The following is a 25,839-nucleotide window of genomic DNA, read 5'->3' as shown; positions in this document are numbered from 1 at the left end:
AACATCCATTTAATGGATGTTCTGATTAATGTTATGCTTCCTGAGCCGATTTCATCTCAAGACCCAGTTCCTCAAGCTTTTCATCAGAAGGAACGCCGTATTCGTCCCAGCCGCGAACAGAGTAGTATTCGTTGAGCATGATTTCAAGCTCTGTTACCTTGCCTTTGGAAGGTCCGCTGGTTACAGGCTCCCTGAGCAGTCTCGGAGGCAGATAATCGTCTTCTCTTGTTAAGCCAGCCTCCAGATTGAATATTTTTTCAAGGTTCCAGATTCTTTCTCCGGCCTTGAGTATTTCATCATCGGTAAATTCCAATCCTGCTGTTCCTCTCAGCAAAGAGGAAACTTCAGGAAGCCCTATGGCAAATGTGGTGAACAGACAGATGTCTGAAGAGTCCACCACTGCAGTCAGGTCCTGGAACAGTTTTACAAGAGCAGCTTTTCCTTCAGTGGTCAGAGGATCTGTTTTCTTAGGAATACCAAGAACTTCCGTTGAAGTTACGTATCCTCTTACGTGGCAGCCGCCGCGGTTGCTTGTAGCGTAGGAGAGACCCATTCCCTGGATTGCTCTTCCGTCGTAAGCAGGCATTTCCTGTTTCTTGACAGTCATTGAAAATTCGGGATGTCCATATTTTTCAGCCATTCTGTAGGATCCCAGTGCCATTATGTCGCCGAAGCCTTCCCTGTAACCGGTTTTTTCAGTCCATTTCATTATTGACTGGGCATCGCCGAATACAAGTTCTTCACCGCCTAAGTCTTCCTTGGGCAGGTAGCCTTTTTCATAAAGCTCCATGGCACATGCAACAGTTGCTCCCATTGTGATTGGGTCCATACCCAGCATGTTGCACACATGGTTTGCCTTGTCAATTTCGTTTATATCGTCAATGCCGCAGGATGCGCCGTATGACCAGCCGGCTTCGTATTCAGGTCCTGCAACTATTCCCTTGTACTTGCCGTCAGGAATCTTTACGACTCTTCCGCAGCCTATTGGACATGCGAAGCATGCCTTATTTTTAACAAGATAGTTTTCTGTCAGGTATTCGCCGCTGATTTTTTCGCCGCCTTCAAATCTTGAAGACTGCCAGTTGTTTGTGGGGAGAGCGTGCATTTCATTCAATATGTTAACAAGAACTTCAGTTCCGTAGGTCTGAAGACCGCCGCCCTTGCCTGTTACACCGTTAGCCAGAACCTTTTCTCTCGCATCCTGGGCTGCTTTGTTAAACTGCAGGGCATTGGCAACCCCTATGCCGTTTGTTCCTTTTACAACAACAGCCTTCAGGTTTTTGCTTCCCATAACTGCTCCAAGGCCGGATCTGCCTGCTGCCCTGTCACGGTCGTTCATTATTGCGGCAAAGAGAACAAGTTTTTCTCCAGCAGGTCCGATGCATGCAACTTTTGCATCTTCTTCGTTTTCTGCAACAAGCATGTCCGTTGTTTCAAATACATTTTTTCCCCATACCTGTGAGGCGTCCTTGAGCTCTATTAAGTCATCATTTATGTGAAGGTAGACAGGGGAGGATGCTTTGCCTTCAAATATTATTCCGTCGTAGCCTGCAAACTTAAGCTCAGGTCCGAAGTATCCGCCGGAGTTGGCAGCTCCGATTGTGCCGGTAAGGGGAGCCTTAGCAACTACGTTGAATCTGCCGGCGCATGTGGCGTATGTACCTGTAACGGGACCGGTCATGAATATAAGCTTGTTGTCGGGACCCAAGGCGTCAACAGTAGGGTCAACCTCTTCATAAAGATATTTGGAACCAAGTCCCCTTCCGCCTAAAAATTCCCTGGCATAATCCATGTTGAGCTTTTCAACTTTGATTGTTTTACTTGTAAGATCAACTCTTATTAATTTTCCTGTGTATCCTTTCATTATTTAGCCCCCTCTCCAAATGCCTGTTTAAATTGGTTGGCAATAATTTTTCTCTTTTCCAGATTGCCGTCCAATTCTTTGTACTCAATGGCGCCGTAGCTGCACATTTTCGCACATTGAGGGTCACCGCCGCACATATCGCATTTGACAACTCTTTTCAGCCTTGAACTGTAGGTTATGTTACCGAACGGGCATGCGCTTACGCACATTTTGCATCCGATGCACTTGTCCTTATCGTAGTTCACAACACCTGTCTTTTCATCCTTGGTAAGAGCATTTACAACACATACAGTCATGCAGTGTGGCTCGTCGCATTGCATGCACATCATAGGAATTTGAAGCCCTATTTCGTCATAGAACAAGACCGAAACAGCAGAATCTTTAGGGTTGAAGTTATCCCCTTTGCTATAGGAACATGCAAGCTCGCATGTTCTGCAGCCAGTACACTTGTCTGGCGATACAACTAAACCTTTTGACATTTTACTCTGGCACCATTGTGCCAGTTCCACCTCCTTCAGTGCATTAAATTTAATAAGAGCAATTATTTTAATCATTGATTAAAATAAAAGGGATACAAATAAACAACCGTTTATTTGCATCCCTTTGCGCAATGGCAGGTGTAAAAATTGCTTTTTACGCCCTACTGTTCACAGAGGCCCATTAGGTCAACTGTGAATCGGGAATTAACCTCCGGCCACAGGAGGAAATACTGCCAAAATGTCATCAGCCTTTAATTTCTCATCAACTTCCCTGTATGCTCCGTTCACCAGCACCAATCCCAGTTCTTCCCTGCTAATGTCCAAGCTGTTCAATACATCCGATACAGTGGCTTCCTCGGGAAAGGACAATCGTTTTTTCTGAAATCTGCCTACCCTGAAGGTGGCAAACAACCTTACTTCTATTTCCATAAAAATCATCCTATTGTGTTTCTAGTTATTACCAATTTTTATTATAGCACATAGAAAACGCTTTTACAAGCAGAAAAAGATACTAAAAGTAAATTATATTCAATTATGTGAACTTATAGACAAAGTTTCGGCTGCTTGAAATTTGAGGATAGATTTAATTCAGCATTTGTGGTTTGGCTAAAAGAGCAAATGCAAAAATGCATAGACAACTTAAAAAATTTGTCGAATCTGTTTATTTATGCTAAATATTCATCGAGACAGTACGATATATGTATAAAGAACCTTGGGAGACATATATGAAAATAAAAAAATTGAACAAGCTTACAGTTAAAATACCGCTGCAGGTAATAGGCGTGATTGCTGCAGTCATGCTATCCATGTGCATTATACTGAGTCTTATGCTGCATAATGCCATGGAGAAAAAAATCAAGAACGAAATCAACTACATTGCGCAGGCAAACGCATATATGGCAAGGTCCTATCTTGATGCCATGAATAATATTTCAAAAACGTTGTCTCAGGAAGTTTTGAGGTACAAGGACATGGATTTTGAAGCTGCCAATGAAATGCTTGAAAGTTCATTAAATGACGTATTATATGATGAAAGAATTTTTTCTGCTTACTTTGCTTTTGAACCGGATGCATTTTACGAAGATAGCCCCAACGGTTACTCATACTATGCATTTCGTGACGGAAACTCAATCGACATGGATATTCTTCAGGATTACGATGTATATTCAACAGGGGATTACTATACAGCTCCTAAAAATGAGCTTCAGTCCCATGCCACTGAACCGTATTCCTATCAGCTCTCAACCGGAGAAACCGTATGGCTCATAACAATAAGCAATCCCATAATTGATGAGTCCGGAAGGTTTTTGGGAATTGCAAGCTGCGATATTCTGACTGAATCCATCAGCAGCCTGGACTATGATACAGGCGGTTATGAAACATCCTACAGCTACATACTGACCAACAAGGGAACGCATATAGCCCATTCAAAAAACGACAGCATGGTTGGCTCCTCGTATCAAAATGAATTTGATGTGTCTGGTGAACTTATAAGTGCGGTAAAAAGCGGAGAAAGCATATTCCGTTACGGCGTTTCCGATGCTGATGGAAGTGAATACCTGGTGTATCATGCACCTGTCCAAGTCGGCCTTACGGATGAGGTCTGGTCAAGCGCCTTCATTGTAAGCAAAAGTGAAGTGTTTTCATCGGTAAAGGGTATTGTCATGGTCATAGTATTGACTGCAGCTGCAGGCCTCCTGGTTCTGGCGTTGCTAAGCAGTCTGCTTATGAAAAGAGCACTTAAGCCTATAGACGGAATAATGAAAGCTGCCGAAAACATGAGAAACGGAAATCTTAACCTGCAGGAAGAAAACAATGTGAAGACAAATGATGAATTGGGGCAGCTGAATGGAATTTTCATGGAAACATCAAAAGCACTCAGCGGCTACATTAACGATATCGACACTGTATTAAACAATGTGTCTTCCGGAAACCTTACCATGAGTGTTGATAATGAATATGTGGGTGATTTCAAGTCTATCAAGGATTCAATGAACAATATAATAAACTCGTTGAACAATACCTTCAAGGAGATACAGAGCTCATCAAATGAGGTGGCGTCAGGTTCAGACCAGGTTGCAACAGCATCACAGGATTTATCCCAGGGTGCTTCGGAACAGGCAAGCTCTGTGGAGGAATTATCTGCAACGCTTCAGGAAATATCAGGGGCAGTTGAAAAAAATGCCGAAAATTCCCGCTACGCCAATGAAAAGGCAGCTGTCTTAAATGAAGACCTTCAGGAAGGAAGGGAACAGATGAAAAAGACAGTCCATGCCATGAACATCATAGATCAGAAGGCTGCGGAAATTGAGAAGATTATCAAGGCAATTGAAGACATTGCATTCCAGACAAACATACTGGCACTGAATGCCGCTGTGGAAGCAGCAAGGGCGGGTTCTGCAGGAAAGGGATTTGCAGTTGTGGCAGACGAGGTGAGAAACCTGGCAAGCAAAAGCGCCAGCGCAGCCAAAGACACAGCCCTTCTCATTCAGGATACCATCAAGGCAGTGCAGAATGGTACCGACATAGCAAACAATACTGAAAAGACCATGGAAAAGATAGTAGATGAAACAAACAGCATCATAGAACTGATAGAAGATATTTCAAAAGAGACCGCGGAACAATCGTCTTCCATAAAGGAGATCGAAATTGGCATGGACCAGATTTCCAAAGTTGTTCAGAACAACTCGGCAACAGCCGAAGAAAGTGCGGCCGCCAGTGAGGAGCTTTCCAACCAGGCAGTGATATTGAGAAGTCTGGTCATGAAGTTCACTTTGAAAAAATAGTAACCAACAGATAAAAACCTCTGCGGGGCAGAGGTTTTATGCTGTTGGCGGAGTGTTTAATTCCTGACTCTTTAAATCCAGATACACTTCAACCATCTTGTTCCATGTTTCTTCATCGACTATACCGTCCGGTTCCAGGCCGAATTCCTGCTGAAATGCCTTTACGACAGATTCCATTTCCTGTCTGAACTCAAAATTCAGCTGACTGTAGGGTATGCTGGGTATATTTGGAATCCTGGATGCAATGTAATATAGGTACAGTTGTACTACAGGTACTCCAGGGCCTATTTCACCTATTTCATATATTATTCCGGGGTAATTAATGTACGGAAGAGTTACTGCATCAGGCGTCAGGTTGGTGAATATCCCTAAAGCCATATTGTTTATGACTGCCCACGTTTCATCGCTTATGATGCCAACAGGGCGGATGTTCATGGTCTTTTGAAATTCAACAAGTGCATTGCTAGTGGCTGCATCAAGCACGCCGGTGATTTCCACAGGTGGAATGGTATCATAGTATGCTGACAGCACGTTTAAGTAGTATTGAACCAGCTGTACTCTTGGAACAACTATTCCGTTTCTTATTACAGGAAGCTCGCTGATGAACAAGCCTCCTGATGTCAATTCTGCCAATTTCCTAACCGCATCGTGTAAGTACCTGACTCTGTACCAGGTGCCTTTGTCAACGACTCCCGTTTGTGGCAGGTTGAAAATTGATTGAAATGACCTTACAGCAGCTTCCGTTTGAGGCGAAAATACACCGTCAACAGGAAGAATTTTTGGAATTGCCGGGTAGTTGTTTGAAATGTTGTTAAGCTGCAGCTGCAGAAAATACACAGGCTGGCCAGAGTCACCAAGTTTAAGGTCAAAACCAGGATACGAAGCTATGAATTCTCCCACTGGAGCATTTAATACCAGGTTTACATCCTGACCGTAGTAATATCTGAGTATCTCAAGAGGAGTGTAACCTTCGTTTGCCAGATCCACAGTCCCCCACTGATACATTCCGCTGCACTGGGAAATCCGGCCGTCGCAGAAAACGGCATATAATGGTTCCACCCTTGTTCCTCTCACTATGTAATCGTCAAAGGTTTCATCGACGATTCTGGATATATTGCCATAGATTTCTCTGTTAGGCACAAATGACTGGTCGAATTGGGTTGAACTGGTTATGTCAAAATCATACCCTCTGCTTCTGTACCACTCAGTGAACATTCTGTTAAGTGCAATTGACACAATGGCGTGAACATTGGCTCTTATGGCATTTTCAGGCCAGGTTGGATACAATTCGCTGCTGGCAACATTCTTAACATAATCAATGAAAGGCAAAGTCACATTCACTGCCTGGGAATCCGGCGGCCCCGTATGGACGGTTATTGTTTCAGGCAGGTAAATATATGATTGTTCAGATATTTGAAAACCCATGTAATCCTCCAAATGTTACTAATAATTAGATGGTTTACTTTAATATATGTTGCACATTGTCATTGATTACATGCTGGAATAATAATTGAAAGGATAAAAAATGAGAGCTGCAAAGTCAGAAGATGTAAGAAGATTAACTCTCTACGGATATTCTGGCAGGAGAGCAATCATTTATGATATGACTCACCTGCGTTTATTTTAAAAGCCCTGTAGATCTGCTCTATGAGAATGACCTTGAACAGCTGGTGGGGGAACGTCATTTTTGAAAATGACAGCTTGAAGTCGGCGGATGATAAAACTTCATCGGACAGGCCGTTGCTTCCTCCTATGATGAATGTTATTTCAGAAGTTCCTTCCACAGCAAGACGGCTGATTTTTTTTGCAAGCTCTTCAGAGCTAAGCAAAACACCTCTCACATCTAGAGCTACCACATAGGATCCTTTTGGAATCTTTGACAGAATCCTTGCTCCTTCCTTAATTTTTACCTGCTCTATTTCGGAAGGAGAGAAACTTTCATCGGCTCTTTCGTCGGGAATCTCTTCTTCAGTGAATTTGCAGAATTTTGAAAGCCTTTTGGCATATTCCTTTATAGCGTCTGTGTAGAATTTTTCTTTTATTTTTCCGACAGAAATTATTGTAATTTTCATTTGGCACCTTTTAGTTATTAAATTATATTAGAATAATATAATAATATATAGATAAATTCAAGTTATACAGAAATATTTTGGTAAAACGTTTACAAATATGTATTGAAAATGTTTTTTAAATATGCTATAATTTTCATACTGTTATCAACTTGAACGGAGGTATATATGAATACAATTAAAAGAATCGTAAGTATCTTATTATTTGTCGGCATGATTAATTCTCCGGCTTACAGCTTTACAGCAGCGATTGAACCTCCTAATGAAAATGAGATAAAATCAGTTATTGAGGAAAAATACGGCATAAACGTCGTGATATCAGACGAAGACGAAGGCATTGACATGAAGGAATGCCTGGTTGTGCTTGAAAGAAGCCTCCGAAGGTTTCCGGAAGGTGTCATAAAGGAAATAACGCAGTCCTATGATCAAAAGAACATTGAAACAAATGTGGTCATCAACAAAACAGAAATAATCGCTGAGCTTTTTACAGATTACATATTGACCGATGATTCGGCAACTATTCATATCAACGCCTTCCCCAGCAGACTTTACAAAGGAACCAGCATTGCTTCAGAAGAAAGCACAGTTCATGAACTGGGACATTTCATAAGCGGATATATTTTTGAACTCTACGGATATGACAAGCTCAAAGAAGAATTCTCAAAATTTAACGAAGGATTTGAATATGGCAGCTGGAATGAAAATTACGAAAAAATTTTTTTGAACAAGCATTCCGCCAAGAGCTTTGATGATGAAATTTCGGATTTGATCTGGTACACAGAGCTTCATCCGGATTATTTAAGAAACTTAAACAGTGTGGAAAACGAAGTTATTCATGAAAAGGTTGAGTATCTGGCGCGTGTATTTGACATATGCTTTGATTCGGTAGATGAGGAATCAAGGCTATGGATGGATGCTGTACCGCAGGAACCTGACAATTGGGCGGTATCAACTATAACTGCAATGAAAAACGCATCGCTTATTCCTGAGAAGTTCGATGGTATTTATGAAGCCTACATTACTAAAGAAGATTTCTACACAATAGCCATGCACATAGTTGAAAACAGGTATGGATCGGATAATTTAAACACCAGTTTCAACCTGAACACTCAGGAAGAACATGTGACCATCGATCCGGTGAACGGAGAAATATTCCTGGACGACGGCATAAGCTATGAATTTGAGGATAACCTTCTATGCAGCAGCAGGGAAGGAATATTTAAGGCGTATCAAATGGGCATAATTAGCCATGAAAGCGCAGGGCTTGAACCGGAAAGCTACATGACAAGGCTGGAGGCTGCCAAGCTCATGAGTTACATAGCTGATGAATTCGGTACGGACATATCCGATTACAGCGAAATTTTCTATGACGACTTATACAATGTCAGCAAGTCAGATAAACCTTTCATATACTTTGTTGCTTCCAGGGGACTCATGAAGGGCTACGGAACAAGATTCAACCCTTACGGCTACTGCACATATCAGGAGACATACATAATGCTGCTGAGGCTTTACAACATTTTATAATATACAGTTAAATAAAAATATTTAATAATTATTTTCGGTGTGGTATAATGGTAAAAACAGTATGAGGGTTAAAAACATGTTTGACTTGAGGAGCATTGTAATCGGCACAGTGTTGATGCTTAGGAAGTATACCTGCATAAATATTACCATATACGCGGATTCAAATGACGAAGACTTTAAAAACGGCATACTGGCATTGCCTGTAATTGGACTGGCTGTCGGCTTTGCTGCTTTTTTGCTGTTAACGCTCAGGTACGTCTACGACGGCTTTTTCATAAGCATTCTTGTTTTGTGCCTTTACTGCGCTGCAACAAGGGCAGTAAACCTAACGGACGTTTACAGGACCTTAAACTATATTGTCAAGCCCAAAAACCAGTCCGAACAGATTGTAGGAACTATTGGTGTCGTGCTTTTACTGCTTCTTTACGTATCCCTTTTTAAGGTGGTGTCACCACCGGCTGTTATTTTGATGTGTGTGGCAGGATACTCCAATCTTATGGTTTTGAGTCCTATAATTAAAAGAAACAAGGAATTCACTTCGGTCATGAAACACTGCGGCAGGTACCACGTAATTGCCGCCTTCGCCATGTCGTTTGCGCTATCAGCTCTGTTCAGCTACAGGCTGGTCATTTCACTGGCGCTTACATACATTGTTTCAGGATTGGCAGTTTCATTGGCTGATAAAAAAATCAAGACTCTCCCAAGCTCGGTGGAAGGACTGTTTATTGAAGCTTCCCAGATTATATTTCTGGTAATAACATATCTTGCAGGAATGTAGCCTCATTGTCTCGCCTGACGGAGAAAGACTATTGAAATGTCAGGCTAAATTTTTTTGACAAATAAATTCTGTTGTAGTATAATCACAAAAACGGGACTTTTCGGGTTTTCTTGTCCTTTTCGGAAGAAAGCTCTTTTTATTTGGAGGATTAAAATGGAAAACAAAAAAGTTATATTCAGCGGTATGCAGCCTTCAGGTTCACTGACACTGGGAAATTATCTGGGAGCCCTTAAAAACTGGGTGAAACTTCAAAGCGAATATGATAGCTACTATTGCGTTGTTGACATGCACGCCATCACTGTACCCAAGGAACCTAAGGATTTGAGAAAAAACACGCTGGAAGTTCTGGCAAACTACATAGCAGCCGGTTTGGATCCCGAACAGGTCACTTTATTCATTCAGTCGCACGTTTCAGCCCATGCTGAACTGGGATGGCTGTTAAATTGTTTTTCTTACTATGGTGAACTGGGAAGGATGACCCAGTTTAAAGACAAGTCCAAAAAACAGGATCAAAATGCAATAACTGCAGGGTTGTTCACATATCCTGTGCTGATGGCAGCCGACATACTTCTGTACCAGGCAGACCTGGTTCCTGTGGGTGAAGACCAAAGGCAGCATCTGGAAATAACAAGAGACATCGCCCAGCGATTCAACAACCGTTTCAGCGAAACCTTCAAGATTCCTGAGCCCTTCATTTCAAAGGACGGAGCGAAAATCATGAGCCTTCAGGAACCTGAAAGCAAGATGTCAAAATCAGATGCAAACGACAATGCATTCATACTTCTTATGGATGATGCAGATGCAATCAGGAGAAAATTCAAGAGGGCCGTGACAGATTCCGAGGGAGTTGTGAGGTACAGCGATTCACAGCCGGGAGTCAAGAATCTCATAAACATCAGCTCAAAGATAACCGGTAAGGCACCGGCTCAAATAGCTGCGGAATATGAAGGCAAAGGATATGCCCGGTTTAAGGATGACGTTGCTGAAATTGTCATTGAAGAATTAAGACCTATACAGGAAAAAATAGATTATCTGCTGAACAACAAGGACTATCTTGAAAAAATTTACGTTCACGGAGCAGAAAAGGCTGAAGCTGTTGCTCGAAAGACTTTGAGAAAAGCATACAAAAAAGTAGGGTTCATACCTAGATAAAAGACAGCTTTAATGGAGGAAAAATGTTAGCAATAATAAACGGTTACGTAAAGACCATTTGCGGTGAAGACATAGAAAACGGACAGGTTCTTGTGGAAAACGGCAAAATAAAAGCAGTGGGCAGAGATCTGGAAATACCGGCACATGCAGAAATAATTGATGCCAAGGGGATGCTGGTTACGCCGGGCCTTGTGGACGGCCACTGCCACATAGGACTCTTTGAAGAAGGCATAGGCTTTGAAGGAGAGGACGGCAACGAGGATGTGGAGCCGATCACCCCTCAGCTGAGAGCCATTGACGGAATAAATCCCATGGACCAAGGATTCAGGGACGCCATAGAAGGCGGAGTTACTACTGCCGTAACAGGTCCCGGAAGTGCAAATGTAATAGGCGGTTCATTTCTTGCAATGAAAACTTACGGTAAGAAGGTTGACGACATGGTCATCAAAGATCCGGTTGCCATGAAGATTGCATTCGGAGAAAATCCCAAAAGGGTGTATAACGAACAGCACAAGTCACCTGTAACACGAATGGCTGTGGCTGCCATGCTCAGAGAGACTCTGTATGAAGCCAGACAGTACATGGAGGATTTGGAGGCTTCGGTGGAAGACCCGGACAGAAAGCCAGATTTCGATTTGAAGCTTGACGCCATGCTGCCGGTTATGAAAAAGGAGATTCCGCTGAAAGCACATGCACACAGGGCTGATGACATTTTTACGGCTCTCAGGATAGCAAAGGAATTTGACCTTGATATAACACTTGACCACTGCACGGAAGGGCATCTGATCCCGGAAGAGCTTGCAGAAGCCGGAAAAGCCTGCCTCATCGGGCCGACTTTCGGACCAAGGACCAAGTATGAGCTGAGGAATAAAAGCTTTGAAACTCCCAAGATACTGGCAGACGCCGGACTTAAGATAGCAATCATCACAGATTCAAACGTGATTCCAATACAGCATATAGGAATGTGTGCCGGCATGGCAGTAAAGGCAGGACTTTCAGAGAAAGAAGCATGGAAGGCTATCACAATCAACCCGGCTGAAATAAACGGCATCGGCAGCAGGGTAGGGAGCCTGGAACCGGGTAAGGATGCGGATATTGCAATCTTCAGGGGAAATCCTCTGCTGGATGTGGACTACGAGACAGCAATGACCATAATAGACGGCAAAGTGGTTTACAAAAACAATAAAGTAAGCATATGACCAAAATTTTAATTTTGTCAGATGCTTATCCTGAGCTTGCGAAGGATCTTACAAAATCGAAATAACCGTATATATCCCACACCAAAAGGATTATCGTATTTAATTTGTCATTAGAACAAGAATGATAATAATTTATGCAGTCATCTGCAAAATAATATTTATATAAACAACGAGCTTCAATCTGTAACAGGTCATTTTATATAAGCATGAAAATTGCTGAATTATCGAGATAAACGGAACCGTAATGCGTTCCGTTTTAAATTGCGCGAAAAAGCGAAAAAATTTATAAATATTTATAAAAAAAACTTGCAAATTGTCCTTAAAAAGAATAAACTAAGCTGTGGAAAAAATGAGGAAGGTTACTATGAAGAAAAAAATAATTAATATAGCAGTAATAGCGCACGTTGATGCGGGAAAATCAACACTTGTGGATGCTTTTCTGCAACAGAGCGGAGTTTTCAGAGAAAACCAGGAAGTTGTGGATCAGGTAATGGATTCAAACGACATCGAGAGAGAAAGAGGAATCACCATATATTCCAAAAACTGCTCGGTAATGCATAAAGACATTAAAATTAATATTGTAGACACGCCGGGACATGCCGACTTCTCATCGGAAGTAGAGCGTATAATGAAGACTGTAGATACGGTTATCCTTTTGGTTGACTCCATAGAAGGACCCATGCCTCAGACTCGTTTCGTGCTTCAGAAATCGCTTAATATAGGTTTAAGACCGATTTTGCTTATAAATAAAATAGACAAGAAAAATCACAGGGCTGAGGAAGTTGTAAACGAGGTATTTGACCTGTTTGTGGAACTCGATGCCAATGATGAACAGCTGGATTTCCCCATACTGTACGGGGTTGCAAAGCAGGGTCTAGTTCAGTACGAGCTTGATCAGGAAAGTGACAGCATTGAACCGCTGTTTGAAACAATTATTAACCATGTATCAGCTTATCCTGACAGAGACTCTGATGACCTTCAGCTTCAGGTGTCATCCCTGGCATACGATGATTACATCGGAAGGCTTGGGATAGGAAGAGTTACGGCAGGCACACTGAAGGAAAACCAGACAGTGTCTGTTGCCAAGCACGACGGTACCGTGGAAAAGCAGAAAATCACCAATATATTTGTATATGAAGGCCTTAAAAGAACGCAGGTAAAAGAGGCACGCAGCGGAGATATTGTTGTGGTGTCAGGAATTTCCAACATATCCATCGGAGACACCATATGCAACGAAAATAAGGTTCTCCCTATGGAGACTATAAAAATAGAGGAACCGACGCTGTCAATGAATTTCCTTATCAACACATCCCCATTTGTAGGATTATCTGGTAAATACGTGACTACCAGACATTTGAAGGCAAGGCTTGAAAAGGAACTTGAGGTTAACGTGGGATTAAAGGTTGAACCTCTTGAGGGAGCAGTGGACGGCTACAAGGTATCCGGCAGGGGAGAGCTTCATCTGTCAATACTTCTTGAAAACATGAGAAGAGAAGGATACGAGGTTGCTGTTTCCAGACCTGAGGTTATTCTTCACAGAGAAGAAGGCGTTGTAAAGGAACCTATTGAAAAAGTTATAATAAATGTTCCGGAAGAGTATTCAGGTTCAGTTATTTCCAAGCTCAACCTGAGAAAGGGAATGATGAATTCCATGACTCCCGACGGAAACTTCGTGAAGATAGAATACATGGTTCCAACCAGAGGACTTCTGGGATACCGTACAGAGCTCATCAACGACACCAGAGGCGAAGGTACAATGGTCAGAAGCTTTGACCACTATGAAAAATTCAGGGGAGAAATTCCTCAAAGAACAAACGGTGTTCTTATTTCTAACGACCAGGGGGAAGCAATAGCATATTCGCTGAACAACCTGGAAGACAGGGGAATACTGTTCATTAATCCGGGAGACAAGGTTTATGAAGGAATGATCATAGGCATGAACTCCAGAGGTGAAGACATTGTTGTTAACCCATGCAAGGCCAAGAAGCAGTCAAACACAAGATCTTCTTCGGCAGATGACGCCATTAAGCTGTCACCTCCAAGAATCATGACGCTGGAAGCTGCTCTTGAATTCATAAACGACGACGAGCTTGTGGAGGTAACTCCGGACAGCATAAGGCTGAGGAAGAGACACCTCACCGAAATGGAAAGAAGAAAGAACGCAAACAAGCTAAAGACAAATTAAGAGTTAAGAGTGAAGAATTAAGAATTGATGAAAGGATTTGTGCCTAGCACAAATCCTTGTTTTTATTTCATAAAAAATTTAAAGTCCTTCACTGCGTTCAGAATCAGACTATCGATAAATGCGATGCTGTCATTCTGAGCGCAGCGAAGAATCTCATCTTTAAATTAAAAAGTAATAAGGATTTGTGCGTTGCACAAATCCTATCCATAATTCTTAACTCTTAATTCTTCATTCTTAATTAGTAGAAGGGTAGTTTAAATTTGCTTCTGTAAGATGGAGCAGCACTTCATTGTAAAATTTCGCAGCTTCAAACTTCGCCATGGGCAGGTTCATGTCCAGGTAATTGCCGCAGGACATGGCATCGGCTCCGGGCACCGGACCTTCAAAATTCATTATGAATTCAAACATTTCCTTTATTATGTCCACTACGTCCGACGATTTAAGTTCTCCCTTGAATATAACGTAAAAACCTGTTCTGCAGCCCATGGGCCCGAAATAGACTGTAAGGCTGTCATATACCGTATGGTTTCTCAGAAAAGTTGCTCCGATGTGTTCGATGGTGTGGCTTTCAGCTGTATTTATAACAGGTTCCCGGTTTGGCTCCTTCATCCTTATGTCAAAGGTGGTAACGATGCTGTCTCCCACCATATCTTTTCTGGAAACATAAATTCCTCGTTTTAAATCAATATGATTCACTTGAAAACTTTCTATCTTTTTCATTTTTTCTCCTTAACAAAAGTAACTTTATGAATACAATTTTACAACACAAACGCTGAAAAGTAAACTTAAAACATTGTAAACAATCAAATCATGTGATATAATCGCAGGTGAAAGTCCTAATTCAGGAGGATTAGATGAAGGCTAAAGAGTTGATGTCAATACTGCAAAATATTTTGCACCTGATAGACGAAGGAGTTCATGTTCTTGATAAAAACGGAAACACAATAATATATAATGATTCCATGTCCAAGCTTGAGAAGATGGAGACAAAGGAAGTAATCAAAAAGCCTTTCGGAGAAGTGTTTAAGAACCTTACAGGCGAGAACAGCACCTTGCTGAAAGCTCTGCAGCACAGGGAAAGCACACTGAACCAGAAGCAGACGTACCTTAACAAGGACGGTAAGGAAATAACCACAATCAATTCAACGCTTCCAGTGGTTGTCAACGAGGAGATTATTGCAGTTGTGGAGGTTGCTAAAAACATAACCAAGATGACTGAAATGTCACATACCATTTTGAAACTTCACGATCAGATCGGCAAGCCGCAGATGGCAAAATCAAAAATAATTAGAAAATATAATTTCAACAACATCATAGGAGAGAGTCCTAATTTTGTTGATGTAATAGAAAAAGCAAGAAGAGCGTCCAAAAATCCGGCTTCAGTATTTATATACGGCGAAACAGGAACAGGAAAGGAACTTATAGCTCAAAGCATTCACTATGAGAGCCAAAGGCGGGATAAACCTTTTATTGCACAAAACTGTGCGGCTTTACCTGAATCGCTTCTTGAAGGACTTCTTTTCGGAACGTCCAAGGGCGGATTCACCGGCGCAGTGGACAGGGCCGGGCTGTTTGAACAAGCCAACGGAGGTACTCTTCTTTTGGACGAAATCAACTCCATGCCATACGAACTTCAGGCAAAACTGCTGAGAGTGCTTCAGGAAAGCTACATACGACGTGTGGGAGGAACAAAGGACATACCCATAGATGTAAGAATCATCTCAACCAGCAACGAACAGCCGGAAAAAATTCTGTCTGAAGGTAAAATAAGAAAGGACCTGTTTTACAGGCTCAATGTGATTCAGATAAACATACCGCCTCTCAGGGAGAGGAAGGAAGACGTCTTGCTTTTGGCCGATATGTTTGTTGAAAAATACAACGAAAGGCTTAACAAGGAAATCATAGCCATATCCGATGAAGCAAAAGAAGTGCTTTTAGGTTACGAATACCCGGGAAATGTTCGCGAGCTTGAAAATATCATAATGTCAGCCATGAGCATGGCTGACGAAAGTGTAACCGTGCTTGACAGCAGCAACTTTCCGGTTCAGGTGCCTGTGCATAAGTCTGATTTAAACTACGAGGGCATGAGAGATGAAGGAATCGATGAATTTCTGAGCGGTCTGGAGAAAAAAATAATTACAGATACATTGAAAAAGTATGATTTCAACATTACAAGGTCTGCAGAAGTGTTGAAAATCAAGCGCCAGACGTTACAGCACAAAATAAGGAAGTATGAGATAAAAATATAATTTTTTTTGAAAATAGCAAAAATATTTGCAGTAAGCGCAAAAATATTTGCTATTTTTGTTTTCGGCAAACAAAATAATAAAGAATAATTATGAAAATGATTTATACGTATAAAATATTTGCATGAAAAAAAGCTGATGTTTCGGCGGAAAAAAGGATTTCAAATTTTATTGTTTTAACAGTCAGTCGTTTTTGGCACACAAATTGCTTATTATATTAGCAACTTAAAAAAATTTTTAGGAGGAATCATAAATGCAAAACGTAAAGGTTATTATATGGGGACTTGGAGCTATGGGCTCAGGTATGGCTAAAATGTTACTTAACAAAAAAGGTGTTGACATAGTAGGTGCAGTTGGAAGAGGATCAAAAATCGGAAAGAGCATGTATGAAGTAATCGGTGTTGAAAGAGGAGACAGACCAGAAGTATTGATTGGATCTGCAGAAGATGTAATCACTGAAAAGGCAGCTGACGTTGTTCTTTGCTGTACAGATTCTTATACAAAAGTTGCTTTTGAAAGATTGAAATTTGTTTTGGAGAAAAAAATCAACGTTGTATCAAGTGCAGAAGAAATGTCTTATCCACAAGCTCAACAGCCAGAACTTGCTAAACAGCTTGATGAAATTGCTAAGGCAAACGGAGTATCAATTCTTGGAACAGGTATTAACCCAGGTCTCATAATGGACTTGCTTGTAGTAGTTATGACTGGATGCTGTGAATCAGTTGATCACATTATATCAAGAAGAGTTAACAGCCTTTCACCATTTGGACCAACAGTTATGACTGAACAAGGTATAGGCATAACTGTTGAAGAGTTCAAAAAAGGTGTTGAAACAGGTCATTTGGCTGGACACGTTGGATTCCAGGAATCAATCAGCATGATTTCTGATGCTATAGGCTGGAATGTTGAAAAAATTACTACATCAATGGACCCAATAGTTACAGATGTTGACAGAAAGTCTCCATACGGCTTTGCAAAAGCTGGAAATGTTGCAGGCGTTGCTATGAAAGGCTACGGCTATATAGACGGAGAACTGAAAATCGAAATGGATCATCCTCAGCAAATAGAACCTGAACAAGTAGGCGTTACAACAGGAGACTATGTAATAATAAAAGGAACTCCTAACATCAATATGGTTAACTCACCTGAAGTACCGGGAGGAATCGGAACAATAGCTATGTGCGTAAACATGATACCTCAGATTATCAATGCTAAACCAGGTTTGAGAACTATGATAGACTTACCAGTTCCAAGAGCAATAATGGGAGACATGAGAAATCTTATCGATCCAGAATGCAAAATAGTTAAATAAGAAGCCCTAACCCCATTTTTTAGATGGTTTTTCTAAAAAATGGCGGTAGGTATTTCGCAACGATTATGATTACCCAATTTCTTCGACCGTTAGGGAGAAAGAAATTGTTGGTAATTCAAACGCAATGAGTTCCATATTTGCATGAGCGAAAGCGAATGTGCAAATATGTGAACGAAACTGCGCTTCCCAATGTATGCGATCATAGGAAGCAAATACATTGGTGAATGAGACTGCGTGACAATGTAAATCAACGCAATATATATAAAGGAAGTGCAATAATGATAAAAAAAGGCGAATGGGTTTTAATCCACAGAAATGTATTAGAACCATCACAAAGAGCCCCTCAGGTTCCAGATGACACAAAAAATGTACCTCTGGAATTGTGGGTTAAAGGATATTTGCAGGAAGATGCAAATATTGGAGATGAAGTAACAGTTTTAACAAGAACAAAGCGTGAAGAGCGCGGAACATTGTTGGAAGCTAATCCATATTACAAACATGATTTTGGCAAGTTTGTTCCTGAACTTTTGGTAGTGAGTGAACAAGTAAGAGACATCTTATTTGGAGGTGCAGAAAATGAATAAAGATATGAGCTACGCTGCAGTCATGGCCAGAAGACCGGAAATAATGAAAAATTCAGCAGGACTTGATTTTTCTCAGTTTGAAAGCGGTTCAATTGCATTTGACTATGAAAGAATGATGAAAGAAGCAGGATTTACAATTGCAGAAATTCAAAAAATTCAGTCAGAGCACGGAGTTGGAAACACTCCTATCATTGAACTGAGAAACCTTTCAGCACTGGCAAGAAAATTTGCACCGGCAGGCAAGGGAGCAAGAATATTCATAAAAGATGAAGCATCAAATGCATCAGGAAGCTTCAAGGCAAGAAGGGCATCAACGGCAGTGTACATGGCCAAAAAACTTGGGTACAAGGGAGTTGTGACTGCCACCAGCGGAAACTACGGAGCAGCAGTTGCATCACAGGCAGCAATGCACGGACTCAAATGCATCGTTGTTCAGGAATGCTACGATTCAAGAGGAGTAGGACAGCCTGAAATAATAGAAAAGGCAAGAGCATGCGAAGCATTGGGAGCAGAAGTTGTGCAGCTTTCAGTGGGACCTGAACTGTTCTACACGTTTTTAAGGATTCTTGAAGAAACAGGATACTTCAATGCATCACTTTACACACCGTTTGCGGTGGCTGGAGTTGAAACCCTCGGATATGAATTAGCAATGCAGTTCAGAGAAAAGTATGGCAAAGACCCTGATTATGTTGTAGCAACAAACGCAGGCGGGGGAAACCTTACAGGAACGGCAAGAGGACTTAGAAAAGCAGGAGCACAGTCACATGTAATAGCAGCAAGTGTAAATCTTGCAGGTCTTCACATGGCTTCAGACAATCAGTTTAACAGAAAGTCATTCACAACAGGACACACAGGATTCGGTATGCCGTTTACAACATGGCCGGACCGTTCAGATGTTCCGCGTTCAGCAGCAAGACCACTCCGATACATGGAAAGATACCTGACAGTTCATCAGGGAGATGTATTCTACATCACAGAAGCACTGGCAAGCCTTGAAGGATTGGAAAAAGGACCGGCAGGAAACACAGCTCTTACAGCAGCATTCTCACTGGCACAGGAACTTGATGAAGATCAGATCATAGTAGTTCAGGAAACAGAATACACAGGAGCAGGCAAGCACATTCAGCCGCAGCTGTCATTTGCAAGATCAAACGGCATAGAAATAAAATTTGGAAATCCAAAGGATGAAGTGCCTGGAACAAACATAATACTGCCAGAACATCCATCAATGATAAAAGCTGAAGATGCAGATCTTAATCACATGAGGGCATCACTTATAAAAAATGCTGTATCAACATACAATGTAACACCTACTGATGCTGACATAGCATTCCTTGCAGAAGAAACAAACACAAATGTTGATTTTGTAAAAGAAGTATTAGCTTCATTATAAAATATTAAAATAAATAAGGCGTATGAAATGCATACGCCTATTTGCAGATTATAAATTAAAAATGCAGGAGGAGCAAAAACATGAAAAGAGCTGACGATTTTGAACAAAGAAGAGTTCATTTGGCAAATCTTTCAGACGAAGAATTATATGATAGATTTTGGAATTTGGCAGAACAAATAGTAGACCCTCTACTTGAACTTGGAAAAAAGAACACAACTCCATCAGTTGAAAGAAGCGTTCTTTTAAGAATGGGATTTTCAAGCCTTGAAGTTAAACCTATTGTCGATGGCGTCATGAACAAAGGTTTGATGGGCAAAGGCGCAGGAAACGTTGTGTGGAGATTATCCAAGAAACTGGGAGTTTCAGTGCGCGAAGCAGGTCTTGAACTTGCTGCGGGAAGACACTGGGATGACGTGGATTCATTATTTTAAGGAGGGCATGTAGATGAAACTTGATCCTAACAAAAAGTTAGATATAAAAGAATTACTGAAAGACCTGGACAAATATGAACCAAAAAGACGCGGCTGGCACTGGAGAGAAGGAAGAAACGAGAAAAGGACCATCGGCGACTTTGAATACCATGAAACTTCAGAAAGCCTCACAAATTCAGTTCCTCTACCGGGAAGCCGCGGATTCGGTTACATCGATCCTCAGCCGGACTGCGTAATCACTACTGAAATTGCTTCAGGAAGATTTGAAGATGATATAAGAAGAATGCGTATGGCTGCCTGGCATGGTGCTGACCATCTGATGGTTATAAGAACTGCAGGACAGTCTCACATTGACTCGCTTCTTGAAGGAACAAACCAGGGTATCGGCGGTATAATGGTTACCAGAAAACAGGTAAGAGCAAGCCGTAAAGCTTGTGATTTAATAGAAGAAGAAGTTGGCCGTCCAATTAACTTCCACTCATACATTTCAGGCGTTGCAGGTCCTGACATTGCTGTTATGTTCGCTGAAGAAGGCGTTAACGGTGCTCACCAGGATCCTCAGTATAATGTGCTTTACAGAAACGTAAACATGGTAAGAAGTTTTGTTGACGCATGCGAAGCAAAGAAAATAATGTCATGGGCTAACATTCTTCAGATAGACGGAGCACACAATGCCAATGCAACAGCTATGAAAGCATGGAAAGTTATGCCTGAACTTATGGTTCAACATGCAATTAACTCAGCTTTCTCAAGAAAAGTTGGTATTAAACCTGAAAACATAGCATTGTCAACAGTTCCTCCTACAGCACCACCTGCACCATGTATGAGACTTGACCTTCCTTATGCAGTTGCTCTTCGTGACCTGTTCAGAGAATATAAGATGAGAGCTCAGCAAAATACAAAATACATGGAATCAGATACTCGTGAAGCTGCAGTAACTCACACTATGAACATGATGATTTCAAGACTTACAAGTGCTGATATCCAGTCAACAATCACTCCTGACGAAGGAAGAAACGTGCCATGGCATTATAACAATATCGCCGGAATAATGACAGCTAAACAGTCTCTTACAGGTATGGATGGCTTGAGAGAAATGGTTAAGCTTGACAGAGACGGAGTTTTAGGCAAAGATGTAAGAGAACTCAAAGAAAGAGCAATACTGTTCATGGAAGAAGTTCTTGAGGTTGGAGGATTCTTTAAAGCTGTTGAACAAGGATTCTTTGTTGACAGCGGAAAGTATCCTGAAAGAAACGGAGACGGTATAGCTCGTCAAATCGAAGGCGGTATCGGATACGGTTTCATTTATGAAAGAGATGAAGATTACTTTGCTCCTGTTTCTGTTCACTACGGATACAACAACATTCCTAAGGAGTTTGCTAAAGCCAGCGACGCCATAGGAGGAGATACTTTTGAAGACCGTTCAAAAATTATATATATTGATGAACTGGATGAACATGACAATGTCAACAAGAGACTTGAAGAAGCTGAAAAATATTATGATACAAATCTTGTAAAACCAGAAGTTGAATGGAGAGCCGACGGTACTGTTCTTCTTTCAATATTCCTTCCTCTTGATGAAAGAACTGCTGAATTTGCAGCCATAAAATGCGGAGAAAAAATGGGTCTTGAAGATGTTACAGTTGTTCACAAACAATGTCTGCACCCATCAGAAGGAACTTACTGTGAAATAAAAGGAAGAGTTAACTTCGACATTGACGTTAATGAACTGGTAATCCCAGAAAAAGTTGAAGTTCTTTCTGTTGAAGAAATAAGAGCTGATATACAGGAAAAACCAATGTTTGTTGTTGCTGCTACTGTAGGCGAAGACGAACATTCAGTTGGACTTAAGGAAACACTGGACATCAAACACGGTGGTATTGAAGGATTTGGTATTAAGTATGAATATCTTGGAACTTCATGCCCTGTTGAAAAATTAGTTGATGCTGCCATCGAAACAAATGCGGATGCAATATTGGTAAGTACAATTATAACTCATGATGATGTACACATTAAGAACATGAGAAAGATTCATGAACTTTGCATAGAAAAAGGTATAAGAGACAGAATTATGATAGTTTGCGGCGGAACTCAGGTTAACAATGAAATTGCCGTTGAAGCCGGAATGGATGCCGGATTCGGAAGAGGATCCCACGGTATTGATGTTGCAAGCTTCCTAGTAAAAAGAAGAAGGGAAATGAACGCATAGTGAAAGTAAATGTATTGGTAGCCGAAATAGGCAGCACCACTACAGTAGTTAATGCATTCAATGGAATAGGCACTTCCTGCCCGACATTTGTCGGGCAAGGGCAGGCGCCTACGTCTGTTCTTCAGGGGGATGTTACGGTTGGTCTCAAGGGTGCTATTAACGACTTGAAGAAGAATCTCAATGCAGACGAAATAACATGGGATGACATGCTGGCTACAAGCAGCGCTGCCGGTGGTTTAAAAATGACTGTCCATGGTCTTGTTTATGATATGACTGTTCGAGCAGCTAAAGAAGCAGCTCTTGGCGCCGGAGGAATCATCAAGATGATTACTTCAGGCAAGATTAGAAAGAGTGATTTAAAGAAAATTCAGGAAATAAGCCCCAATATTATTCTTGTTGCAGGCGGTGTGGATTACGGTGAAAGAGAAACAGCTCTTTTCAACCTGGAAATGATTCTTTCCATGGGACTTAAAACACCCATCATATATGCAGGCAATGTAGAAAACCAGGAAGAGGTGCGCCTCATGTGCGAGGAGGCAGGCAATCAGGTTTATATTGTGGAAAATGTATATCCGAAAATCGATACATTGGTTGTGGAACCCACAAGAAAAATAATACAGGATGCTTTCGAGGAACACATCATCCATGCTCCTGGCATGAGCAAGGTGAGAGAGCTGGTAAAAGGCCCTATAATTCCTACGCCAGGAGCTGTTATGGAAGCAGCAAAAGTATTGAAGGAAGAGTTGGGTGATCTTGTGATTTTTGATGTTGGGGGAGCAACAACAGATGTGCACTCTGTAACGGAAGGGTCAATCGAAATCAATTCAATTTTAATTAGTCCGGAACCGGTTGCCAAACGTACTGTTGAAGGTGACTTGGGAGTATATGTAAATGCAAATCATGTTGTGGAAAAAATAGGAATGGATAATTTGAAAAAAGAATTTCCGGACGCGGAAGAAATTTTGGCTGATTACAAACCTATACCAGAAAGTCCAAGAGAGATGCAGTTTGTTGAAAGACTCACAAAAGAAGCAGTCCTCACATCACTTGAAAGACATGCGGGGCATCTTCGATATTTCTATACGGCATCAGGCAAGAAGACTGTAGCTGAAGGAAAGGATCTCACAGCAATAAAATATATAATAGGCACCGGAGGAGCTTTAACAAGGCTTCCAGGCAAAAGAAAGCTATTAGAACTGGTTAAGAGCCATGGCAAGGAGCAGGAACTGTATCCTACAGAGGTAGCACAAATACTCATTGATGAAGATTATATTTTTTCTTCTCTGGGTGTGCTTTCTAAAAGTTATCATGACGATGCTCTTGCTTTAATGAAAAAAAGCTTAAGATTATAGGAGATTGATATGTATCCTAGATTGGTAACTGATTTAAAAAAAGTTGAAAATAATCTAAATAAAATTACTGAAGTAGTAAAAGGTTCAGGATGTTCCTTGATGATTGTAACAAAAGGATACTGTGCTGACATGGAAATTTACAAACTGTTGGAAAATTCAGAAATTGACTATCTGGCTGATTCCAGAATTCAAAATTTGAAAAAGTACGACGGAACAAAGAAGGAAAGAGTACTTTTAAGGCTTCCAATGATTTCAGAAGCAGAGAATGTTGTGCTTAATTCGGACATTTCTCTTAATTCTGAAATAGAAACAATAAAGCAATTAAACAAACATGCTGCAAAACACAACAAAAAGCACAAGATACTGCTCATGATAGATTTAGGCGATTTGAGAGAAGGAATATTCTATAAAGACGAAGATGTAATTTATGAGACAGTAAAAGAAATTTTGAAGCTTGAACACATAGAGCTTTACGGCCTTGGCGTAAACCTTACGTGTTACGGAGCTGTAATACCCAAAAATGAAAATCTTTCAATTTTAGTAGAAACAGCGTCTAAAATAGAAAACAAATTCAATATTAAGCTTAAGATGCTATCCGGAGGAAACTCAAGCTCTGTATACCTTATAGGCAAAAATGAACTGCCTGAGGGTATAAACAATTTAAGAGTGGGTGAAGCATTTCTTTTAGGAGATGAAACTGCTTACAGCCAGATGCTTGACGGTTTTTATGACGATGCGTTTACGCTGGAAGCTGAAATTATTGAATTAAAGGAAAAACAATCGGTTCCCATCGGAGAAACGGGAGTTGATGCATTTGGAAACAAACCTGTCTATGAAGACAGGGGCGTAATAAAAAGAGCCATAATAGCAGTAGGAAGACAGGACGTGGATCCTGACAACCTGCATCCTATAGACTCTGATATCGACATTTTAGGAGCAAGTTCGGATCACCTGATACTTGATGTAACCAAAGCTGAAAATGCATACAAGGTCGGAGACGTAGTAAGCTTCAGGCTGGCATATTCAAGTTTGCTGAGAGCCACAACAAGCTCATATGTGGAAAAAGAATACAAATAAAGAGGAGTTTATCTCCTCTTTGGTCTTTTTTGCCTTCTTGAGGCAGTCGGTTCCATTCTGTCCGGATTGGAGCCTGAATAAAACAACAGATTTCTGACCACTGCCCTTTCTTTTGCTGATACTTTGCTGCCTGCTAAGTCCCTTAAATTCTCAAAGTTATACTGCCTGGTTCGTTCCAGAACCTCCTTCAGTTTTTCGTCCTGAATTATGTATTTCGCAGTATGCATCCTTTCCCTGAGCTTTGTACTGTTTCTGTAAATTTCGTTCCCAACGGCGCATGCAGCCATTGCTATGTATCTTGAATCGAGCCTGTTTCGCATGTATTCTTCCAGATCAGCATCTTCGAGTATTTCTTCAAGTGTATTATGTACCTTTTTAAAATCCTGCCACATCTTATTATTGTATGTGCGAAGGGAGGATGTCTTGTTCCGCATGTAGTGATAGTATACTCCATGGTCAATACATACCCTGTCGCAGTAAACGAGTGACTGCACATTGAATAAAAGGTCTTCCATTATGGATATTCCCGGCTTAAACCTTAAGTTGAAATCATTTAAGAAATCCCTTCTGTACAAACATCTCCATACGCATCCCATTACATTGCTGTACTTGGGGAGAATGTCCTCCATTCCTACCATGTTGGCGATAAGCTCGTTGATAATGTCAAGCTTTCCCAGAACATCCCTGTTCACCTTTATGGTTTTCACGGTGATTGAAAATTTTGAATCCTTGATATAGTTGCACAATGCCATGCAGCAGCCGTATTTCTCGATGGTGTTATACATGCTTTCATACATCCTGGGTTCAATCCAGTCATCAGGATCCACAAAACCTACATATGTGCCTTTGGCAGCATCTATTCCAGCGTTCCTGGCTACAGACACACCTTCGTTCTTCTTGTCTATTACAACAATCCTGCTGTCCTTTTCTGCATAACTCCTGCAAATTTCAAGGCTTGAATCTTTTGAACCGTCGTTGACCAATATTATTTCAATATCTCTCATTGTCTGGGACAGAATGCTGTCCAGGCACCTGCTTAAATATTTTTCCACATTGTATACCGGAACTATAACGCTGACATTTTTCATATGCTCACCCTATAATAATTTATAACTAAATTATACCACCTGTTTAGAAAATTTCAACATTATGGCTGGTAATATGCAGTTTACAGAAAGGAAATGATGTGTCATAAT

21 protein-coding genes are annotated in these 25,839 nt (G+C 41.0%); 14 read left to right on the top strand and 7 right to left on the bottom strand.

All coding sequences use genetic code 11. The features are described from left to right. Nucleotides 1-31: 31 nt before the first annotated feature. The 3 genes from AAGU76_RS03945 to AAGU76_RS03935 all read right to left on the bottom strand — a co-directional run bounded on the left by AAGU76_RS03945 (nucleotide 32) and on the right by AAGU76_RS03935 (nucleotide 2,772). A complete protein-coding gene (locus AAGU76_RS03945) occupies nucleotides 32-1,864 on the bottom strand; it encodes an aldehyde ferredoxin oxidoreductase family protein (protein WP_342484138.1) in 1,833 nt (610 codons plus the stop codon). Then, on the bottom strand, nucleotides 1,864-2,343 hold the full coding sequence (locus AAGU76_RS03940) for a 4Fe-4S dicluster domain-containing protein (protein ID WP_342484137.1): 480 nt from the start codon (nucleotides 2,341-2,343) through the stop codon (nucleotides 1,864-1,866). The genes AAGU76_RS03945 and AAGU76_RS03940 overlap by 1 nt, the downstream gene beginning before the upstream one ends. 204 nt (nucleotides 2,344-2,547) lie before the next feature. Beyond that, nucleotides 2,548-2,772: a MoaD/ThiS family protein gene (locus AAGU76_RS03935; RefSeq protein ID WP_342484136.1), complete on the bottom strand. Its 225-nt coding sequence runs from the start codon at nucleotides 2,770-2,772 to the stop codon at nucleotides 2,548-2,550. A 296-nt stretch (nucleotides 2,773-3,068) separates the two neighbouring features. Between AAGU76_RS03935 and AAGU76_RS03930 the strand changes: the two genes are divergently transcribed. Beyond that, entirely contained in the window at nucleotides 3,069-5,129 is a 2,061-nt protein-coding gene (locus AAGU76_RS03930) for a methyl-accepting chemotaxis protein (RefSeq protein ID WP_342484135.1), read from the top strand. Nucleotides 5,130-5,165: 36 nt separating this feature from the next. On the opposite strand, the gene AAGU76_RS03925 is transcribed toward AAGU76_RS03930, so the two are convergent. Beyond that, nucleotides 5,166-6,554 carry a peptidoglycan-binding protein gene (locus AAGU76_RS03925; protein WP_342484134.1) on the bottom strand — a complete coding sequence of 463 codons (1,389 nt, stop codon included), beginning with the start codon at nucleotides 6,552-6,554 and terminating at the stop codon, nucleotides 5,166-5,168. Between the two features lie 167 nt (nucleotides 6,555-6,721). After that, nucleotides 6,722-7,201, bottom strand: coding sequence for a 23S rRNA (pseudouridine(1915)-N(3))-methyltransferase RlmH (gene rlmH / locus AAGU76_RS03920; protein ID WP_342484133.1), 480 nt, complete (start codon nucleotides 7,199-7,201; stop codon nucleotides 6,722-6,724). A 165-nt stretch (nucleotides 7,202-7,366) separates the two neighbouring features. Between rlmH and AAGU76_RS03915 the strand changes: the two genes are divergently transcribed. From AAGU76_RS03915 to typA, 5 genes are all read left to right on the top strand, one after another. Beyond that, nucleotides 7,367-8,725 (top strand): S-layer homology domain-containing protein, encoded by a 1,359-nt coding sequence (locus tag AAGU76_RS03915; RefSeq protein WP_342484132.1) that lies wholly within the window; start codon nucleotides 7,367-7,369, stop codon nucleotides 8,723-8,725. 76 nt (nucleotides 8,726-8,801) lie between these two features. After that, a complete protein-coding gene (locus tag AAGU76_RS03910; RefSeq protein ID WP_342484131.1) occupies nucleotides 8,802-9,503 on the top strand; it encodes a hypothetical protein in 702 nt (233 codons plus the stop codon). A 153-nt stretch (nucleotides 9,504-9,656) separates the two neighbouring features. After that, entirely contained in the window at nucleotides 9,657-10,655 is a 999-nt protein-coding gene (trpS, locus tag AAGU76_RS03905) for a tryptophan--tRNA ligase (RefSeq protein ID WP_342484130.1), read from the top strand. 23 nt (nucleotides 10,656-10,678) lie between these two features. Next, nucleotides 10,679-11,854, top strand: coding sequence for an amidohydrolase (locus tag AAGU76_RS03900; RefSeq protein WP_342484129.1), 1,176 nt, complete (start codon nucleotides 10,679-10,681; stop codon nucleotides 11,852-11,854). A gap of 364 nt (nucleotides 11,855-12,218) precedes the next feature. Next, nucleotides 12,219-14,039: a translational GTPase TypA gene (typA, locus tag AAGU76_RS03895; protein WP_342484128.1), complete on the top strand. Its 1,821-nt coding sequence runs from the start codon at nucleotides 12,219-12,221 to the stop codon at nucleotides 14,037-14,039. A 234-nt stretch (nucleotides 14,040-14,273) separates the two neighbouring features. Here the strand turns inward: typA and AAGU76_RS03890 are convergent, their stop codons facing one another. Continuing rightward, nucleotides 14,274-14,759 (bottom strand): S-ribosylhomocysteine lyase, encoded by a 486-nt coding sequence (locus tag AAGU76_RS03890; protein ID WP_342484127.1) that lies wholly within the window; start codon nucleotides 14,757-14,759, stop codon nucleotides 14,274-14,276. Between the two features lie 134 nt (nucleotides 14,760-14,893). On the opposite strand from AAGU76_RS03890, the gene AAGU76_RS03885 reads away from it, so the two are divergent. The 8 genes from AAGU76_RS03885 (at nucleotide 14,894) to orr (ending at nucleotide 24,643) form a co-directional block, all read left to right on the top strand. Beyond that, nucleotides 14,894-16,288, top strand: coding sequence for a sigma 54-interacting transcriptional regulator (locus AAGU76_RS03885; RefSeq protein WP_342484126.1), 1,395 nt, complete (start codon nucleotides 14,894-14,896; stop codon nucleotides 16,286-16,288). Between the two features lie 250 nt (nucleotides 16,289-16,538). Continuing rightward, complete coding sequence (gene ord / locus AAGU76_RS03880) at nucleotides 16,539-17,597, top strand: 2,4-diaminopentanoate dehydrogenase (RefSeq protein ID WP_019228155.1); 1,059 nt, start codon at nucleotides 16,539-16,541, stop codon at nucleotides 17,595-17,597. A 278-nt stretch (nucleotides 17,598-17,875) separates the two neighbouring features. Continuing rightward, complete coding sequence (ortA, locus tag AAGU76_RS03875) at nucleotides 17,876-18,181, top strand: 2-amino-4-oxopentanoate thiolase subunit OrtA (RefSeq protein ID WP_342484125.1); 306 nt, start codon at nucleotides 17,876-17,878, stop codon at nucleotides 18,179-18,181. Beyond that, complete coding sequence (gene ortB / locus AAGU76_RS03870) at nucleotides 18,174-19,574, top strand: 2-amino-4-oxopentanoate thiolase subunit OrtB (RefSeq protein ID WP_342484124.1); 1,401 nt, start codon at nucleotides 18,174-18,176, stop codon at nucleotides 19,572-19,574. Before ortA ends, ortB begins: the two co-directional genes overlap by 8 nt. A gap of 80 nt (nucleotides 19,575-19,654) precedes the next feature. Next, nucleotides 19,655-20,005: an ornithine aminomutase subunit alpha gene (locus AAGU76_RS03865; protein WP_342484123.1), complete on the top strand. Its 351-nt coding sequence runs from the start codon at nucleotides 19,655-19,657 to the stop codon at nucleotides 20,003-20,005. A gap of 13 nt (nucleotides 20,006-20,018) precedes the next feature. Further along, entirely contained in the window at nucleotides 20,019-22,214 is a 2,196-nt protein-coding gene (gene oraE / locus AAGU76_RS03860) for a D-ornithine 4,5-aminomutase subunit OraE (protein ID WP_342484122.1), read from the top strand. After that, the gene (locus tag AAGU76_RS03855) at nucleotides 22,214-23,566 is read left to right on the top strand and encodes a GlmL-related ornithine degradation protein (RefSeq protein WP_342484121.1); all 1,353 of its coding nucleotides are present in this window, start codon (nucleotides 22,214-22,216) and stop codon (nucleotides 23,564-23,566) included. Before oraE ends, AAGU76_RS03855 begins: the two co-directional genes overlap by 1 nt. A gap of 9 nt (nucleotides 23,567-23,575) precedes the next feature. After that, the gene (gene orr, locus AAGU76_RS03850) at nucleotides 23,576-24,643 is read left to right on the top strand and encodes an ornithine racemase Orr (protein ID WP_342484120.1); all 1,068 of its coding nucleotides are present in this window, start codon (nucleotides 23,576-23,578) and stop codon (nucleotides 24,641-24,643) included. Between the two features lie 8 nt (nucleotides 24,644-24,651). On the opposite strand, the gene AAGU76_RS03845 is transcribed toward orr, so the two are convergent. Then, nucleotides 24,652-25,731, bottom strand: coding sequence for a glycosyltransferase (locus AAGU76_RS03845; protein ID WP_342484119.1), 1,080 nt, complete (start codon nucleotides 25,729-25,731; stop codon nucleotides 24,652-24,654). Between the last annotated feature and the right edge of the window lie 108 nt (nucleotides 25,732-25,839).

The sequence above is a fragment of the Sedimentibacter sp. genome (assembly GCF_038562225.1).
GTDB lineage: Bacteria > Bacillota > Clostridia > Tissierellales > Sedimentibacteraceae > Sedimentibacter.
The sequence above is the reverse complement of the archived record's forward strand: the minus strand, read 5'-3'. Positions and strand labels throughout refer to the sequence as shown.